Source organism: Parendozoicomonas verongulae (assembly GCF_009711465.1).
In the GTDB taxonomy this organism is placed as follows: Bacteria; Pseudomonadota; Gammaproteobacteria; order Pseudomonadales; family Endozoicomonadaceae; genus Sansalvadorimonas; species Sansalvadorimonas verongulae.
Genome location: NZ_SMME01000870.1, coordinates 1 through 16,883 on the forward strand (window position 1 = coordinate 1; position 16,883 = coordinate 16,883).

At 50.8% G+C, this 16,883-nt stretch carries 12 protein-coding genes; 9 read left to right on the plus strand and 3 right to left on the minus strand.

The window, feature by feature from the left end:
• Positions 1-888, plus strand: an 888-nt coding sequence (bamJ, locus tag E1189_RS20190) for a BamJ family beta-barrel-assembly machinery protein (protein WP_230460558.1), incomplete at its 5' end; no start/stop codon positions are given.
• Positions 889-949: 61 nt separating this feature from the next.
• Here bamJ and rsd read toward each other — a convergent pair.
• The 3 genes from rsd to aceE all read right to left on the minus strand — a co-directional run bounded on the left by rsd (position 950) and on the right by aceE (position 6,203).
• Complete coding sequence (gene rsd / locus E1189_RS20195) at positions 950-1,435, minus strand: sigma D regulator (RefSeq protein ID WP_329602143.1); 486 nt, start codon at positions 1,433-1,435, stop codon at positions 950-952.
• 415 nt (positions 1,436-1,850) lie between these two features.
• Positions 1,851-3,473 (minus strand): dihydrolipoyllysine-residue acetyltransferase, encoded by a 1,623-nt coding sequence (gene aceF, locus E1189_RS20200; protein ID WP_155162950.1) that lies wholly within the window; start codon positions 3,471-3,473, stop codon positions 1,851-1,853.
• 69 nt (positions 3,474-3,542) lie between these two features.
• Complete coding sequence (gene aceE / locus E1189_RS20205) at positions 3,543-6,203, minus strand: pyruvate dehydrogenase (acetyl-transferring), homodimeric type (RefSeq protein ID WP_155162952.1); 2,661 nt, start codon at positions 6,201-6,203, stop codon at positions 3,543-3,545.
• 311 nt (positions 6,204-6,514) lie between these two features.
• On the opposite strand from aceE, the gene glnE reads away from it, so the two are divergent.
• From glnE to E1189_RS20245, 8 genes are all read left to right on the plus strand, one after another.
• A complete protein-coding gene (gene glnE, locus E1189_RS20210) occupies positions 6,515-9,427 on the plus strand; it encodes a bifunctional [glutamate--ammonia ligase]-adenylyl-L-tyrosine phosphorylase/[glutamate--ammonia-ligase] adenylyltransferase (protein WP_155162954.1) in 2,913 nt (970 codons plus the stop codon).
• Between the two features lie 165 nt (positions 9,428-9,592).
• Positions 9,593-10,519, plus strand: a complete 927-nt coding sequence (locus E1189_RS20215) for a branched-chain amino acid transaminase (protein ID WP_155162956.1) — start codon at positions 9,593-9,595, stop codon at positions 10,517-10,519.
• Between the two features lie 121 nt (positions 10,520-10,640).
• The gene (gene waaF, locus E1189_RS20220; RefSeq protein ID WP_329602144.1) at positions 10,641-11,672 is read left to right on the plus strand and encodes a lipopolysaccharide heptosyltransferase II; all 1,032 of its coding nucleotides are present in this window, start codon (positions 10,641-10,643) and stop codon (positions 11,670-11,672) included.
• Entirely contained in the window at positions 11,669-12,664 is a 996-nt protein-coding gene (gene waaC, locus E1189_RS20225; RefSeq protein WP_155162958.1) for a lipopolysaccharide heptosyltransferase I, read from the plus strand. Before waaF ends, waaC begins: the two co-directional genes overlap by 4 nt.
• A complete protein-coding gene (locus tag E1189_RS20230) occupies positions 12,661-13,809 on the plus strand; it encodes a glycosyltransferase family 4 protein (RefSeq protein WP_155162960.1) in 1,149 nt (382 codons plus the stop codon). The genes waaC and E1189_RS20230 overlap by 4 nt, the downstream gene beginning before the upstream one ends.
• 2 nt (positions 13,810-13,811) lie before the next feature.
• On the plus strand, positions 13,812-14,624 hold the full coding sequence (rfaP, locus tag E1189_RS20235; protein WP_329602145.1) for a lipopolysaccharide core heptose(I) kinase RfaP: 813 nt from the start codon (positions 13,812-13,814) through the stop codon (positions 14,622-14,624).
• Positions 14,621-15,397 carry a lipopolysaccharide kinase InaA family protein gene (locus tag E1189_RS20240; RefSeq protein WP_155162962.1) on the plus strand — a complete coding sequence of 259 codons (777 nt, stop codon included), beginning with the start codon at positions 14,621-14,623 and terminating at the stop codon, positions 15,395-15,397. The genes rfaP and E1189_RS20240 overlap by 4 nt, the downstream gene beginning before the upstream one ends.
• Entirely contained in the window at positions 15,394-16,848 is a 1,455-nt protein-coding gene (locus tag E1189_RS20245; RefSeq protein ID WP_155162964.1) for a lipopolysaccharide kinase InaA family protein, read from the plus strand. The genes E1189_RS20240 and E1189_RS20245 overlap by 4 nt, the downstream gene beginning before the upstream one ends.
• Positions 16,849-16,883 lie beyond the last annotated feature (35 nt).

The following is a 16,883-nucleotide window of genomic DNA, read 5'->3' on the forward strand; positions in this document are numbered from 1 at the left end:
CAGACAAGCCTTTCCGAAGACCCTGGAAAAACCCCTATTAAAACACGTCAAAAAACCGTAGTTTCCTTATTCATAAAAACACCAGAATCGCTTGCCTTCATCACTAAATTGAACAAAGATGTCCCTTTGCGGCCTGGCCGCACACTGCCATTGAAAGAAGAGAACGCAATGAAGCTGACAAAAATTGCTGCGGCCCTGGTGCTGTCTACTGTTACTGCCCTGCCTGTTATGGCAGCGGATAAAGCACCAACTACAGACAAGGAAAAGCTCAGCTACAGCTTGGGTGCGCTCCTTGGTATGCGAGTGAAGTCTGATTTCAACGACCTCGACGTATCCATGCTTTCTGCCGGTATGAGCGACATTCTGTCTGATAAAAAGCCAGCTATTGAGCAGGCAAAAATGCTTGAGATCATTCAAAAAGCTCAGCAGGAAGCTGCGGCAAAAGCTCAGCAAAAAATGATTGAAGAAGCTCAAAAGAACCTTGAGAAAGGCAACGCTTTCCTGAAGGCAAACGGTAAGAAAGCCGGTGTTAATACCACCAACTCAGGCCTGCAGTATTCCATTAAGAAGGAAGGAAAAGGTCCAAAGCCAACAAAAGACAGCGAAGTGACCGTTCATTACAAAGGCACGCTGCTGAACGGTAAGGTTTTTGACAGTTCCTACGATCGCGGCCAACCCGCAACATTCCGCGTAAACCAGGTTATCGCTGGCTGGACTGAAGCCCTCCAGATGATGCCAGAAGGATCGACCTGGGAGCTCTACATCCCATCAGATCTGGCCTATGGTCCGGGTGGCGCACCACAGGGCGGCATCGGCCCTAATGAATTGCTGACCTTCGAGGTTGAGCTGATCAAAGTCACTCCTCCTGCGGCACCAGCTGCTCAGTAAACCACCGTCTTAATAAGACAGATACTTGCCTGTTGCTGCAATCAGCAACAGGCAAGTACCTCTATCCCGCTTCAATTTGTGTGACAGTGTCTCTGTGAGCATTGTGCAGAATCTCAATGAGCCGATCTTCCAGCTCAAAGCGCTCCTCAAGGGTTTCCCCTATTTGAGAAAGCTGGTTCTGCAGCCCTACAACACAACCGACTTTCTCACAGCTGTCATTGAAATCAAGGCAGGCTCCCGTATTTTTCTGGATAGAGGCAAACAGCTGCCCAGAGTTGTTTAAGGCTTCTTTGTCGCCAAACTCCAGCGCCTCTTGCTCTAACTGCTCATAAATTTCAAAGTGCCCTGCTGATACGTAATCAACAAGTAACTGGCAGAAGTTACGAAGCTTATCCTGCAATGGCCGCTCATCATTACTGTGCGGCTCGACCCCAGTCATTGAACAATACAAAACAATCATATTCTGTCGTTCATTCAACCAGTTATCAATAAGCTCAGAAACTCCCCCCCACCTTTCTTTGGCTGACTTACAACCCTCCAGCATCATCTTTCCCCTTTACTGTTAGCATCCAAATTTTACAGCCATATCAGGAAAGACCGGTCGAAGGCTGATAATTTCCGACCGGTTTTGACCATCCTACGGCAGCCAATATGCAAACAGCAAGAGTTAATAACTAAAAAAGCAACGCTTCTAAAAAAAAATGAAATACAAAACAAAAACAAGGTTTATTGAGAATAATTCGAGATAACAAAAACAAAACTAATCAAAAACTAATATTTGAAAAAACAAATAAATAGTCTACTTATTTCAACAAAATAAAATAATAAACAACAGGTGACGCTTATTTTTTCAAAAGGAAAAACGTCTGTAAGGGAAACGTTATTTAGAGGGACTCTCAAAATAGACCATCAAATCAAAAAGGAGCTTAAAACTCCTTTTTTTGATTTGATGGTCTTCTCGTTTAGAGAAGAAGCTTTCTGATATCCGCAAGTAAGGTAGAAATCAGTACAGTGAATTTCGCTGCTTCTGCCCCGTTGATAGCTCTGTGATCATAAGACAGAGACAGAGGAAGCATGAGGCGAGGCATAAACTCGCTACCGTTCCACACTGGCTTCATAGAAGCCTTGGAGATACCCAGAATCGCTACCTCAGGAGAGTTTACGATTGGAGTAAAGGATGTACCACCAATGGAACCCAGGCTGGAGATAGTGAAGCACCCACCTTTCATCTCGTCCGGCTTAAGCTGCTTCTTTCGAGCCTTGTCGGCCAGCTCAGCACACTCAACAGCCAGCTCCCACAGGCCCTTCTTATCAACATCCTTGATAACAGGAACCAGCAGGCCGTCCGGAGTATCAACAGCAATACCGATGTTCACATACTTCTTCAGAATACGAGATTTGCCGTCTGGAGACAGAGACGCACAGAATTGTGGCATTTCTTTCAGGGCATAAGCCGCAGCCTTCAGCATGAAGGGCAGAGGCGTCAGGCGAGTGCCACGGGCTTCTGCAACTTTCTTCTGAGCTTTGCGGAACGCTTCCAGTTCGGTGATGTCGGCATCGTCGTGCTGAGTTACGTGAGGAATGTTCAACCAGCTGCGCTGGAAGTTCTTTGCAGCAACCTGACGCAGACGGTTAATCTGCACAACCTCGATTTCACCAAACTGGCTGAAATCAACTTCTGGAATCTCAGGAATACCTGAACCAACCATGGCACTGGCAGCTTCTGCCACAACAGGCCTGGACAGACGTTCACGAACAAACGCCTGAACGTCTTCCTTCAGAACACGTCCCTTGGGGCCAGTACCCTTCACCAGAGGCAGCTCAACGCCAAACTCACGGGCAATGCGGCGCACGGCAGGGCCTGCGTAAACATGACCAGTCAGAGCAGGCTTCACTTCTTCAATGCTGGCAACCTTCGTCGCATGGCCAGATGGGCTCACAGACGCGGCTGGAACAGGAATCTCTTTCTGAGGTGCTGGCGTGGGAGCAGACTCAGCCGCTGGGGCTGGTGCAGCGCCTGCAACTTCCAGACTGATAACCAGATCGCCTTCGCCCAGCTCGTCACCCACGTTCACATGCACAGCCGTGACTTTACCGGCCTGCGTGGAGGGTACTTCCATGGTAGCTTTGTCGGATTCCAGTGTGATCAGCGCGTCATCAACCTGAATCTCATCGCCAACAGACACTGCGATTTCAACAACGGGCGCTTTATCGCCGCCAATGTCCGGAACCTTCACATCGATCGTCTGAACAGACGGTGCAACCTGTGGCGCAGGAGCTGCCTCAACAACTTCCTGTTGGGGAGCTGGTGCTTCTGACTCTGGAGCCGGTGCAGGAGCTTCTGCTGCACTACCTTCCGTTTCCAGTTTCAGAACCTGCGCACCTTCACCCAAGGTGTCACCAATATTCACCAGAATCTCAACAACCTTTCCGGCTATAGGGGCCGGAACTTCCATGGTCGCTTTGTCAGACTCCAGAGTGACGATTGTGTCTTCTGCATCAACGGTGTCGCCAACGGAAACGTTAATCTCAACGATTTCGCCTTCGCCGCCGATGTCCGGAACCTTGATTAACTCTTCAGCCATTCTCTTAGCCTTCATATCTGATCGGGCAGCGATGCTGCCCGAATTCAGAGGAAATGTTCAATGCGTTTCTCAGCTGTAGAGCGGAGAAGCCTTTTCTGGGTTAATGCCCAGCTTAGCGATCGCGTCACTCAGCACACTTGCTTCCAGCTCACCGTCTTTCACCAGGCCAGTCAGGGCTGCAAAAGCAATAAAGTTACGATCCACTTCGAAGAACTCACGGAGGTTCTTGCGAGTGTCGGAGCGGCCAAAACCGTCGGTGCCCAGGGTGATGTAGGTAGCAGGAACCAGATCGCGAATCTGATCAGCGTACATTTTCATGTAGTCTGTGGCTACAATCACAGGGCCCTGTGCGCCTTCCAGCTTGGTTTCTACCCAGGACTTACGCTGCGCCTTCTCAGGGTTCAGCATGTTCCAGCGGGCAACTTCCTTACCTTCACGGCTCAGTTCGTTGAAGCTGGTTGCACTCCAGATGTCAGATTCCACATCAAACTGCTCACGGAGAATGTCGGCAGCGGCGCGAACTTCTTCCAGAATGGTGCCACAGCCCATCAGCTGCACACGCTTGCCTTCTTTCTTCTCACCTTCGGAGAAGCGGTACAGGCCCTTCAGAATGCCTTCAACAACATCATCACCCTCTGGCATGGCAGGCTGAACATAGTTTTCGTTCATAGTGGTGATGTAGTAGTAAACATTTTCCTGCTCACCGTACATACGACGCAGACCGTCCTGAATCACTACAGCCAGCTCGTAACCGTAGGTTGGGTCGTAGCTGATGCAGTTAGGTACAGTGCTCGCCAGAATGTGGCTGTGGCCATCCTGATGCTGCAGGCCTTCACCGTTCAGGGTGGTACGGCCAGCGGTTGCACCAATCATGAAGCCCCGCGCCTGAATATCACCTGCAGCCCAGGCCAGGTCACCCGTACGCTGGAAACCGAACATGGAATAGTAGGCATAGAACGGAATCATTGGGATGTTGTTGTTGCTGTAGGAGGTTGCCGCAGCAATCCAGGCAGCATGTGCACCCGCTTCGTTGATACCTTCTTCCAGAATCTGGCCTGTCTTGGACTCTTTGTAGAACATCAGCTGGTCGGAATCCTGGGGCTCGTACTTCTGACCGTGGGCAGAGTAGATACCCAGCTGACGGAACATGCCCTCCATACCGAAGGTACGGGCTTCGTCAGGAATGATCGGCACAATGTGCTTACCCAGAGTCTTATCCTTCACCAGCACACCCAGAACACGGTTGAACGCCATGGTGGTGGAGATTTCACGGCCGTTGCTGCCCTTCAGGACGGCATCGAACGCAGACAGTTCAGGAATTGGCAGCTGCACATCGGTGTTACGACGACGCTGTGGAATAAAGCCACCCAGCTTCTCACGACGCTTGCGCATGTAAACCATTTCAGGGCTGTCGGGCTCTGGTTTGAAATATGGAATGTTTTCCAGATCTTCATCTTTAATAGGCAGGTCGAAACGGTCACGGAAGCCCTTCAGGTCATCCATTGGCAGTTTCTTAACACTGTGAGTGATGTTGGCAGCTTCACCGGTAGCACCGGTACCGTAGCCTTTTACGGTCTTGGCCAGAATCACAGTGGGGGCGCCCTTGTGGTTCACAGCAGCGTGGTAAGCCGCGTAAACCTTGTATGGATCGTGACCACCACGGTTAAGCTTCCAGATATCTTCGTCAGACAGGTTTTCAACCATCTTCAGGGTTTCTGGATAGCGACCGAAGAAGTTCTCACGGGTCCAGGCACCACCTTTGTTCTTACAGTTCTGGTAGTCGCCATCTACGGCTTCATCCATCAATTGCTGCAGAATGCCGTCTTTGTCCTGTGCGAACAGTGGGTCCCAATGACGGCCCCAGGTCACTTTCAGCACATTCCAGCCTGCGCCTCGGAATACACCTTCCAGCTCCTGAATGATCTTACCGTTACCGCGAACAGGACCATCCAGACGCTGCAGGTTACAGTTCACTACGAACACCAGGTTGTCCAGATGCTCACGGCCTGCCAGAGAGATTGCACCCAGAGATTCTGGCTCATCCATCTCGCCATCGCCGAGGAAGGCCCAAACCTTACGGCCCTGCTCTGGCATCATCTCGCGGTTAATCAGGTACTTCATAAAGTGAGCCTGATAGATCGCCTGCAGCGGGCCAAGGCCCATGGATACGGTTGGGAACTGCCAGAAGTCGGGCATCAGCCATGGGTGTGGGTAAGAGGAAAGACCCTTGCCATCCACTTCGGAACGGAAGCTGTCCATCTGCCCTTCGTTGATACGGCCTTCGAGGAAAGCACGGGAGTAGATGCCCGGTGCTACGTGACCCTGATAGTAAACAAGATCGCCATCACGGTCGCTGTCAGGGCCGTGGAAGAAATAGTTGTAACCAATGTCATACAGAGTGGCACTGGATGCAAAAGAAGAGATGTGACCACCCAGATCGCCGCCACGTTTGCTGGCACGCTGAACCATAGCCAGTGCGTTCCAGCGTACCAGAGAGCGAATACGACGCTCCATGAACAGGTCGCCGGGCATCTTGGCTTCTTTGGAAGACGGGATGGTATTCCGGTAAGGAGTGGTTATCGCATAAGGCAGCTGGGTGCCCTTTCGGCTGGCCTGTTGGGCCAAGCGGGTAAGCAAGTAGTGAGCCCGCTCTTCGCCTTCATTTTCCAGTACGGCTTCAAGTGCTTCAAGCCATTCCTGTGTCTCAATCGGATCGGTATCGCGTTGCATGTTATGTCCCCGGTACTGAACGAAGTCAGTATAGATAGAGGAAGAGTTTGAAGGCGCCGATAGGGTACGCATACGCGCCGGGCACCCATTCTAAAGTATATGTAGTTTTACAACGCAAAACCGATCAATTTCAACTAAAAATTCAACTTTTTCTGTAATTTTTCTACAAAAAAACGAGTTTATTAACAAACTAAACATTTTCGGTAGTTTTTTACTCACAAACAGCCGAAGTAAACACCCCCTTACACTTCCGGTAAACTTAGCCTTCCAGCGACGTATCACTAGCGAAATGCCACTGAGGATGAAAAACTATGGCCACTGTTCCACCGGATACACGTGCCGCAAAAGTTACCGAGCAACAGGAGCAACGCTGGCAGTTATTTTCAGACACTTTTTCTCCTGAGCGGCAACCTGATATTCCTGCGACAGCTAAGAAACAGATTCTTCATCTATGGGGCGCCAGCGAGTTTTCCTGGGCTGTCTGCAGCACATCCCCCAACGTTCTCACAGCTTTACTGCACAGTGGCCTTTTACATCGTAGCTTGTCTGAAGGTGAGATGGAGGAAGAGCTTGCCCAGCTCTTGGCCGAGTCTGACTCCGAAGAAATTTTGATGAGCCAGCTGCGCCAGTTCAGAAAAAAGCATCTGCTAAGAATTATTTTTCGGGATCTCAACCGCCTCGCTCCCATGACCGAAACCACAGCAGACATCTCTATCATGGCAGACACTTGTATACAGCAGTCGTACAACTGGTTGCACGACGATTGTTGTAAACAACTCGGCACGCCCACACCACACCAGAAGATGACCATTCTCGGCATGGGGAAGCTGGGAGCAGGGGAGTTGAACCTGTCGTCTGATATCGATCTGATTTTCTGTTATCCCGAAAAAGGAGAAACTCGGGGGGCAAAACGCGTTCTCACTAATCAGGAGTTTTTCACCCGCCTCGGCCAGCGGTTGATTCGTGTGCTGGATGCCACTACAGCAGAGGGTTTTGTCTTCCGGGTTGATATGCGACTGCGGCCTTATGGTCAGAGTGGTGCACTGGCACTCAGCTATTCAGCCATGGAACAGTACTATCAGGATCAAGGGCGGGACTGGGAGCGTTACGCCATGATCAAAGCCCGTGTTATTACCGGTGGCGAAGCTGCTAACGAACTGATGCAAATGCTTCATCCCTTTGTGTTCCGGCGTTATATCGACTTCAGTGCCATCACTGCCCTGAGAGATATGAAGCGCATGATCCAGCAGGAAGTTGCACGACGCAGTATCTATAACAATATAAAGCTTGGTCACGGGGGGATACGGGAGATCGAGTTTATTGTGCAGAGCTTTCAGCTTATTCATGGCGGGCGGGATCGCAGCCTGCAGGTGAGGGCGCTGCTGACCTGCCTCGACCATCTTGAAAACTCCGGTTATCTTCCCCAGCACGTCTGCATGGAGCTACGTGAAGCCAACGAGTTTCTGCGCAATGTGGAACATGCACTGCAGGCATGGAAAGACAAGCAGACACAAACCCTTCCCAGTCATCCCGATGAGCAGTTCCGCCTGGCTCTGGCGATGGGTTTTACGGGCTGGGATGATTTTGTGACAGAGCTCGACAGACATCGCAACAACGTAGACCGACACTTCAGCGCCATTGTCTCCGAGGCTGAAGACACACAAGACGACGAAAGCCACCCAGTGGCAGACTGGGATACATTCTGGAATACCCGCCTGGACAAAGAAGAGGAAGTTGCCCTCCTCAATAAGATGGGATTCTTGAATCCTGATGAAACCCATCGCCGTCTGACAACTCTCCGCGACGGCAAAGTGCTCAAAACCGTACGTCGCCAAAGTGCCGAGCGCATCAGCCAGTTTATGCCTTGTTTGCTGAAAGCCGTACTTCGGGAAGAGAACCCCGATCAGGCTTTACAACGATTACTGACGATTGTTGAGGCTGTTTTGCGCCGAACTGCCTATCTGATGCTTTTAATAGAGAACCCCGGTGCACTGGAGCATCTGGTATCTCTCTGTTCCGCCAGCCCGTGGATTACCGAGCAGGTGGCTCGTCATCCGGCTTTGCTGGATGAGTTCCTGAACCTTGGCAACCTCTACACGCCACCGGAAAAAGCTCAGCTGGAAGATGAGCTGCGCCAGCAACTGGCCCATATTCCGGAAGATGATCTGGAAATCCAGATGGAATCCCTGCGCTACTTCCGCATGGCACACATGCTGCGGGTGGCTGCTGCGCAGGTGGTGGGGAAAATGCCGCTGATGAAAGAAAGCGACTACCTTACCTGGACTGCAGAGACTATTCTCTGTGCAGTTCAGGATATTGCCCAGCACCAGCTGACCAGTCGCCATGGTTCACCGGGCTACAAAAGCGACGAACCGAAGCCGGGCTTTTTGATTGTCGGTTACGGAAAACTGGGGGGCATTGAGCTGGGGCCAGGGTCAGACCTTGATCTTGTGTTTATCCACAACAGCAACCCGAACGCCATGACCGCTGGAGAACGCCAGCTGGATAACAGCATGTTCTTCACACGGTTAGGACAGCGGATTGTTCATATGCTCTCCACCAGTACGATGTCCGGGCAGCTTTATGAAGTGGATATGCGGCTGCGGCCGTCTGGTAACTCTGGCTTGCTGGTGTCATCACTCACCGCTTTTGAGAAGTATCAGCAGAAAGAGGCCTGGACATGGGAGCATCAGGCGCTTGTGCGTGCCCGCTGTGTAGCAGGTTCTCCAGAACTGGCGAAACAGTTTGAAACAGTGAGGGCCGAAACCCTCTCTCAACCAAGGGATCTTACAAAACTACAAAAAGAAGTGCGGGAAATGCGCCATAAAATGGTGAAGAGCCTAGGCACAAAATCCACCAGGGGAGGCACTCTTCCCACAAGCTGGACAGCAAATAGTCCGTTCCACCTCAAGCATGACCATGGCGGTATTGTTGATATTGAGTTCATTGTGCAGTTTGCGGTGCTGGCCTGGTCTCACACGCATCCGGCTCTGACTCGCTGGACAGACAACATCCGCATATTGGAAGAGCTGGCAGATGCCAAACTTGTTTCTGTTGAGCATGTTCAGCAGTTAAGTGAGGCCTATAAAGTCTACCGCAAAACATTGCACCGGCAGGCGTTACAGAACTTGGGAAGTCAGGTCAGTGGCGATCAGATGCATAGCAATCGAAAAACCATTATTTCCTTCTGGAACATGCTGCTTGACGACGAGATACTCTATTAAGACAAGGTGTTTTATGATGCAATAGAAAAGCCTTGCGGTTACAAACCACAAGGCTCTTCACATGAGCACTGTTAAACTTGAAACGGCGCACACAACAAAAAGAACGATCGGGCGGGAAACTGCCCTCCACAGACAGCAACAAGCAAATGAATGACAGGAGAACCTATGTCTTTCGCCGATCGAGATGGCGTTATCTGGTTTGATGGCGAGTTGATTCCCTGGCGTGAGGCCAAAACTCACGTTCTGACACACACTCTGCACTACGGTCTGGGTGTGTTTGAAGGTGTGCGTGCTTACGCAACTGACAAAGGCCCGCAGATTTTTCGACTGCAAGAGCATACTGACCGCCTGTTCCGCAGTGCTCACATTCTGAGCATGGACATACCTTTCTCCAAGCAGGATATTTTCGATGCCCACAAGACGGTTGTGCGGGAGAATAATCTTTCCGAAGCTTACCTGCGCCCCATGTGTTTTTATGGTTCTGAAGGCATGGGTCTGCGGGCAGACAACCTGAAAACCCATTGCATCGTCGCAGCCTGGGAGTGGCCCTCCTACATGAGCCCGGAGGCAAAAGAGCAGGGCATAAAAATTCGCACGTCGTCTTACACCCGCCATCACGTAAACATCACCATGTGCAAGGCTAAAGCAAACGGCAACTACATAAACTCCATGCTGGCCCTCAAAGAGGCGCTGGACAGCGGTTGTGAGGAAGCCCTGCTTCTGGATAACGAAGGTTACGTGGCAGAAGGCAGCGGTGAGAACATCTTCATTCTGAAAGAAGATGGTATTCTCTACACACCAGAACTGACTTCCTGTCTGGAAGGCATTACCCGGGACACCGTGATCCGTTTTGCGAGTGAGCTGGGCATTGAAGTGCGGGAGAAGCGCATCACCCGCGATGAAGTGTATATTGCCGAAGAAGCCTTCTTTACCGGAACAGCTGCAGAAGTACTGCCCATATGTGAGCACGATGGCCGTAAAATTGGCTCTGGTAAGCGAGGCCCTGTCACCGAGAAACTGCAAACCATGTATTTCGAGCAAGTCACCGGCAAACGAGAACAGTGGCCGGAGTGGCTCTCTCCAGTCAGCTAACTGCGGAAAACCGTAAAAGACAGATAGAAACTGTTATACAAAAGAGGCGTATAATTACCGCCTCTTTTTTTGTGGCACCACAAAATCGAGTACTGACGGAAACAATAACTCAGGGAAAAATGTGAAGTATCTGATTGTTGGCCCATCCTGGGTGGGTGATATGGTCATGGCCCAGCCCCTGTTCACCACAATAAAAGAACAGGATAACGACGCCCGAATTGACGTACTGGCCCCCGCCTGGAGTGCTCCCCTGTTGGAACGCATGCCAGAGGTCAACCGTGGGCTGGATATGCCTCTTGGCCATGGCAAACTGGAAATTGGCGTCCGCAGGCAGCTAGGGAAAGAGCTGGCCGCCAACAATTACGATCAAGCCATTGTGCTGCCCAACTCCCTGAAATCCGCCCTTGTGCCATTTTTCGCCAGTATTCCCAAGCGCACTGGCTGGAAGGGCGAAGTGCGTTACGGCCTGCTGAACGATATCCGTAAGCTGGATAAAGAACGTTATCCACTGATGATTGAGCGGTTCATCGCTCTGGCTTACGAGCCACACAAAACACTCCCCGCTCAACTGCCAAGCCCTGCACTCAAAGCTAACGCCGAGAGCTGTACTGCGGCACGTCAGCGCTTCAACCTAGCTGCCACCAAGCCTGTTCTGGCTCTGTGCCCCGGTGCCGAGTTTGGCCCCGCTAAGCGTTGGCCGGAGCGACACTACGCTGAAGTCGCCAGACAGAAGCTGCTGGAAGGCTGGCAGGTCTGGCTGTTTGGTTCTGCCAAAGACAAGCCGGGCAATGAAGATATTGTGTCTTTGATTCCCGAAGAGCTGCGTTCAGCTGCTCACAACATTGCCGGTGAAACCAGCCTTGGTGAAGCAATTGATCTGCTCTCCTGCGCCGATGCCGTAGTGAGCAACGATTCCGGCCTGATGCACATCGCTGCTGCTTTAGGCAGAAACCTCGTTGTGGTGTATGGTTCCACGTCACCGGAATTCACACCACCGCTAAACAAGAACCACAGGGTTTTGCGCCTTGGGTTGGATTGCAGTCCCTGCTTTAAGAGGGAATGCCCTCTTGGTCACCTGAATTGCTTGAACAAGCTGGAGCCAAAGCTGGCGCTGAATGCTCTTACTGAGCTGGCACAGGAGCATCGTGCATGAGAGTTCTGATTATCAAAACCAGCTCACTGGGTGATGTGATTCACACCCTGCCCGCCATTACTGATGCCTGCGCTGCCATTCCCGACATTACATTCGACTGGGTTGTCGAAGAGGGCTTTTCCGAGATTCCGTCCTGGCACCCGGCTGTGGACAATATTATTCCGGTTGCCATTCGACGCTGGCGAAAAAACATTCTGCGAACCTGGAAGAGCGGCGAGTGGAAAAACTTCCGCGACCAGATCAAAGCCAACAAATACGATGTAGTGATTGATGCTCAAGGCTTGTTGAAAAGTGCCATTCTTACCCGGGGCATCCATGCACCGGTTTACGGGCTGGATAAAAATTCTGCCAGAGAACCCATGGCTGCACGCTTTTACAGCCACCCGCAAGCAATTGCCAAAGGCCAGCATGCCGTTGAACGTGTACGACAGCTGTTTGCCAAAGCATTGGGTTATCCACTTCCAGAAGGGAAAGGTCATTTCCAACTGAAGGCAGAAACCTTCACCGACACCAACAAAGTACGCCCCTCCAGCCCTTATCTTGTTTTTATTCACGGAACCACTTGGGTGGATAAGCATTGGCCGGATACGTACTGGTGTAAGCTGGCTAAAAAAGCGACAGAAGCCGGTTACTACGTCTGCCTGCCCTGGGGCAGTGAGCAAGAGAGAGAGCGGGCCAACCGTATTGCTGAGTCTGCCGACAACGCACTGGTTCTTCCCCGCATGAGCCTCAAAGACATGGCCTCGGTGATTGCCGGTGCCAAAAAGGTAGTCGCTGTGGATACCGGCCTTGGTCATCTCACCGCGGCTTTGGAAGTTCCCGCCGTTTCCCTTTACGGCCCCACAAGCCCGGCTCTTGTTGGCGCTTATGGCAAGGAGCAGGTTCACCTGACTCTTGATGATTGCCCAAGTAGCATGCCCGCTTCCAATATTGAACCCGCTATCTTTGCCCCTATGACGCCAGATATTGTCTGGCAGGCAGTGTCTCAATGAAGCTGGCTTTTATACTCTACAAATATTTTCCCTTTGGCGGGCTGCAGCGAGACTTCCTGCGGATCGCCAAAGTCTGCCAGCAGGCAGGACACAGCATTACCGTTTATACGATGGACTGGGATGGCGAACGGCCGGACGGATTTGAGATTCACACAAATCGCCCGTTTGGTATGACTTCACCGACCCGCAACAACCGTTTTCAGGCGTGGGTAAAAGGTCAGCTGAAGCAAAACCCTGCCGATGTGGTTGTTGGCTTTAACAAAATGCCCGGGCTGGATGTGTACTACGCAGCAGACACCTGCTTTGAACACAAAGCCCGCACCCTGCGTAAAGATTGGTATAAGCACACACGCCGTTATCGTCATTTCTCTGCCTATGAACGAGCAGTGTTTGAGATAGGCGCTGAGACAGTCTCGTTGCTGATTTCTGAAAATGAGAAGACACTCTTTCAAAAATACTACGGCACACCAGAGAATCGCCTGCACCTTTTGCCGCCGGGTATTTCCCGGGATCGTCAACGGCCAGACAACGCCGATGAGATTCGTGCCCAGTTCCGCAAAGAGTTCCACCTGAAAGACGACGAAAACCTCATTTTGATGGTGGGGTCCGGATTCAGAACCAAAGGTGTAGATCGTGCTCTGCTGGCTATTAAAGGCTTACCTGATACCCTTCGCAGTAAAACGCGCCTGTTTCTTATCGGGCAGGATGACCCTCGTCGTTTTCAGGCTCAGGCGAAAACCCTGGGTATCAGTGATCACATCACTTTCTTTCAGGGCCGGGATGATATTCCCCGTTTTCTGGTGGGAGCCGATATGCTGATTCATCCGGCGTACAACGAAAACACAGGCACAGTTTTATTGGAGGCTCTTGTAGCAGGCTTGCCTGTTCTATGCACGGCGGTGTGTGGTTATGCCCATTATATTCTGGATGCTCAGGCCGGTGATGTGGTGCCATCCCCCTTCCAGCAAGACGATTTAAACCAACGCCTGACCACCATGCTAAATACCGACCCGGCACAAAGGCAACAATGGCAGACTAATGCATTGGCCTTTGCCCAAACCGCGGACATTTATAGTCTGCCCCAGCGCGCCGCCGATATTATTGAAAGCACTGGAAAAATGATGAAAGACAGGGAGCTTCCTTAACTGTGTTGTATCTTCGAGAGGACTTCCTGAAAGCATGGGAAGGCCAGGATCCATTTGAGAAAGTTGAGCAACTGGAAGGTGAGGTGTTTCGCCAACTGGAAGCTCGCAAAACCCTGCGTTTTAAGCAAGACGGCAAAAGCTTCTTTGTGAAAATCCACCGAGGTGTGGGCTGGTTTGAAATCATCGAGAACTGCATTCGTTTGCGCAAACCGGTGCTTGGGGCAGAGAATGAGTATCTGGCAATAAATAAGCTAGAGCCTCTCAGTGTAGATACCATGAAAGTTGTCGGCTATGGCAAAAAGGGTTGTAACCCTGCTACACAGCACTCGTTTATTGTTACAGAAGATTTGGTCGACACTATCAGCCTTGAGGACTTCTGCAAGCCTTGGCCACAAAACCCGCCCTCATTTCGCCTTAAGAAAAAGTTGATTGAAAAACTCGCGCAGGTTAGTCGCACTCTGCACACGAATGGCGTAAACCACCGGGACTACTATCTCTGTCATTTCCTGCTGGCTATTCCCAACGGTATAGAGAATGTTGACCCGGATAATTTCAAAGTCTCACTTATCGACCTCCATCGCACCCAACTGCGGGACGAAACCCCACGACGCTGGGTGCGTAAAGATATTGCAGGCCTCTATCACTCAGCGCTGGATATCGGTTTAACCCGCCGGGATATTTACCGCTTTATTCGTGTATACACCGGCCTGCCGTTACGGGAAGCCTTCAAACAGTACGACTGGCTTTGGTCAGGTTTAGAAAACAAAGCCCAGCAGCTTTATGACCGTGCCCAACGCAAATGGGGGACGCCATGATCGGCAACCTGCTTCGCAAAGTTCGTTGGACAGTAGCGCCCCAGTACCGTGGGACGCCTATCGGAGATAATTTCTCCACTCTGGATAAAGTTTTCAGTCTTCCCATTCTCGAAGGCATTGTTTCAGGTGATACAGAAAGTACCGTGTTTCGTTACCAACAGGATGGCGTTACTTTCTATGTAAAGCGCTACCATGCGACCAAAGGCCTGCGCAGCTGGTTGGGCCGTAGCCGCTTACGGGGCGAGTGGAACAACCTTAAGCTGTTCAAACAGCTGGATATTCCTGCGGCACGATTAGCCGCTTACGGCGAGGAACGTTTTCTCACTTACGCTGGCCGAGGTGCATTGATTACCGAGGCTCTGCCCAATACCCGTGACCTGTCAGATCTCGCTCACAGCAAAGACCCTTGTTTTCAAAATCGCCAATGGGTGCAAAAGGTAATCGCACAGGTAGCCGATAGCGCCCGTAAAATGCACAACGATGGTTTTGCTCATAACGATTTCAAATGGCGCAATGTTCTCGTAAATGACGATATTGATAATCCCGGTGTGTTCCTGATTGATTGCCCCGCAGGTCAGCACTGGTTCGGGCCATTTCTCCGTTATCGTATTATTAAAGATTTGGCCTGTCTGGATAAGATGGGGAAATACCACCTCAGTCGCACCCAGCGTTTGCACTTTTTTAAGCTCTATCGCAGAACAGATAAAAAACTGACGTCACAAGATAAAAAGATGATTCGTCGTATTGTTAAGTTCTTTGAGGGGCGGGAATGAACCAGCAACTCAGTCAGGAAACCAAAGTGTACACTGCCGAGGAATTGCCGGAGCTGACTGAAGCTCCAGAAGTCCCCTTTATTATTGTCAGTGATGCAGGTGATTTACTTTGTCAGAAGGTTCTGCGCTTTTTACCCGGTAAGCGTATCGTTGTTCAGGCGGTCCTGAATGAGCAACCCGTCGTGACAAAATGCTTTTATGGACCGAAGGCGCGGCGGGATGCGCAGCGTGAGCTCGACGGCATAAGCGGGTTTCAGCGTGCAGAAGTCAGCACGCCTGCATTGATTGCGCATAGTTTAAACGACAACCTTAGCATTGTGGCAACCGCTCTCCTCGCCCCAGTGGAAAGCTTTGAGCAAGAGTGGCATAAAGAACTCACCAAAACATCCCGTCGGCAGTGGATTATAAAAATTGGTCGAATCCTGGCCAGTATGCACAAAGCCGGAGTTCGTCAGACAGATATCCATCTTGACAACCTGCTTTTGCACAAGGGAGAGCTGGTTCTGATTGATGGTGGTGGAGCCAGGATTTCCGCCTCTCTCTCGCGCAAAGAAGCACTGGAAAATCTGGCACTGTTTCAGGCGGTACTCTATCCGATGTATGACAATTTTATCCCTGACCTGTGGAATGCTTACTCTCAAGTTGCTCCTGATATCACCGCCCAGAGTTCACAGAATGAGTTTTCATTACTTGTTCAGCAGCAGCGCAAGTGGCGTGAGCGGTTTGTGCAAAAATCACTGAGGAACTGCACCCAGTTCCGGGTTTATGATAGCTGGCGTGAGTTTGTCTCTGTGGATAAAAGCGAAGACACTCCAGCCCTACGGGCGTTTCTCGCCAACCCTGAGCCCTATATTGAATCTGGCAAAGTTCTTAAACGGGGCACAACCAACACCGTTGCGATTGTGACACTGGATGATGGAGAAGAGGCTTTTGTTAAACGTTATAAGAGCAAAAAAGGCTTTCTCCATAAATACGTCCGCTGTCTGACAACGTCACGGGCACGCATCAGCTGGTTGAATGGACATTTGCTTCACATGCTGGGAGTTAAAACACCCAAGCCGCTGGCGATGAAAGAAAAACGTTTTGGCCCTATCACAACCTGCAGCTATATCATCAATCGTTTTCAGCCTTCTCCCCATGCCCTTGAGTGGTTTACGGAAGGTGAACTGCCAGCCAATTGTAAGGAAGTGCGGGATAACATTGACGTGATGCTGAACACGCTAAAACGTTCGTTGATTTTCCATGGGGATTTAAAGGCAACCAATATCCTGCTGGTTGATAACCAGCCTGTTTTGATTGATTTGGATGCTATGACCTCGTATAAAGACCCTCAAAAATTTTATAAAGTTCACCAGCAAGACATAAAAAGGTTTGCCCGCAACTGGGATAACTCCCCTGAGGTTGCCGCACTCTTTGAACCAGTAATCCAGCACTTATCCAGGGTGTTTTAGGCAGTAATTGTTTTCTCATAGTTTGGCTACTTCAC

Coding starts and splice junctions, on each gene's coding strand:
- rsd (WP_329602143.1), bottom strand. CDS start 1,435: ATGATGCTGGAGGGTTGTAAGTCAGCCAAAGAAAGGTGGGGGGGAGTT.
- aceF (WP_155162950.1), bottom strand. CDS start 3,473: ATGGCTGAAGAGTTAATCAAGGTTCCGGACATCGGCGGCGAAGGCGAA.
- aceE (WP_155162952.1), bottom strand. CDS start 6,203: ATGCAACGCGATACCGATCCGATTGAGACACAGGAATGGCTTGAAGCA.
- glnE (WP_155162954.1), top strand. CDS start 6,515: ATGGCCACTGTTCCACCGGATACACGTGCCGCAAAAGTTACCGAGCAA.
- E1189_RS20215 (WP_155162956.1), top strand. CDS start 9,593: ATGTCTTTCGCCGATCGAGATGGCGTTATCTGGTTTGATGGCGAGTTG.
- waaC (WP_155162958.1), top strand. CDS start 11,669: ATGAGAGTTCTGATTATCAAAACCAGCTCACTGGGTGATGTGATTCAC.
- E1189_RS20230 (WP_155162960.1), top strand. CDS start 12,661: ATGAAGCTGGCTTTTATACTCTACAAATATTTTCCCTTTGGCGGGCTG.
- E1189_RS20240 (WP_155162962.1), top strand. CDS start 14,621: ATGATCGGCAACCTGCTTCGCAAAGTTCGTTGGACAGTAGCGCCCCAG.
- E1189_RS20245 (WP_155162964.1), top strand. CDS start 15,394: ATGAACCAGCAACTCAGTCAGGAAACCAAAGTGTACACTGCCGAGGAA.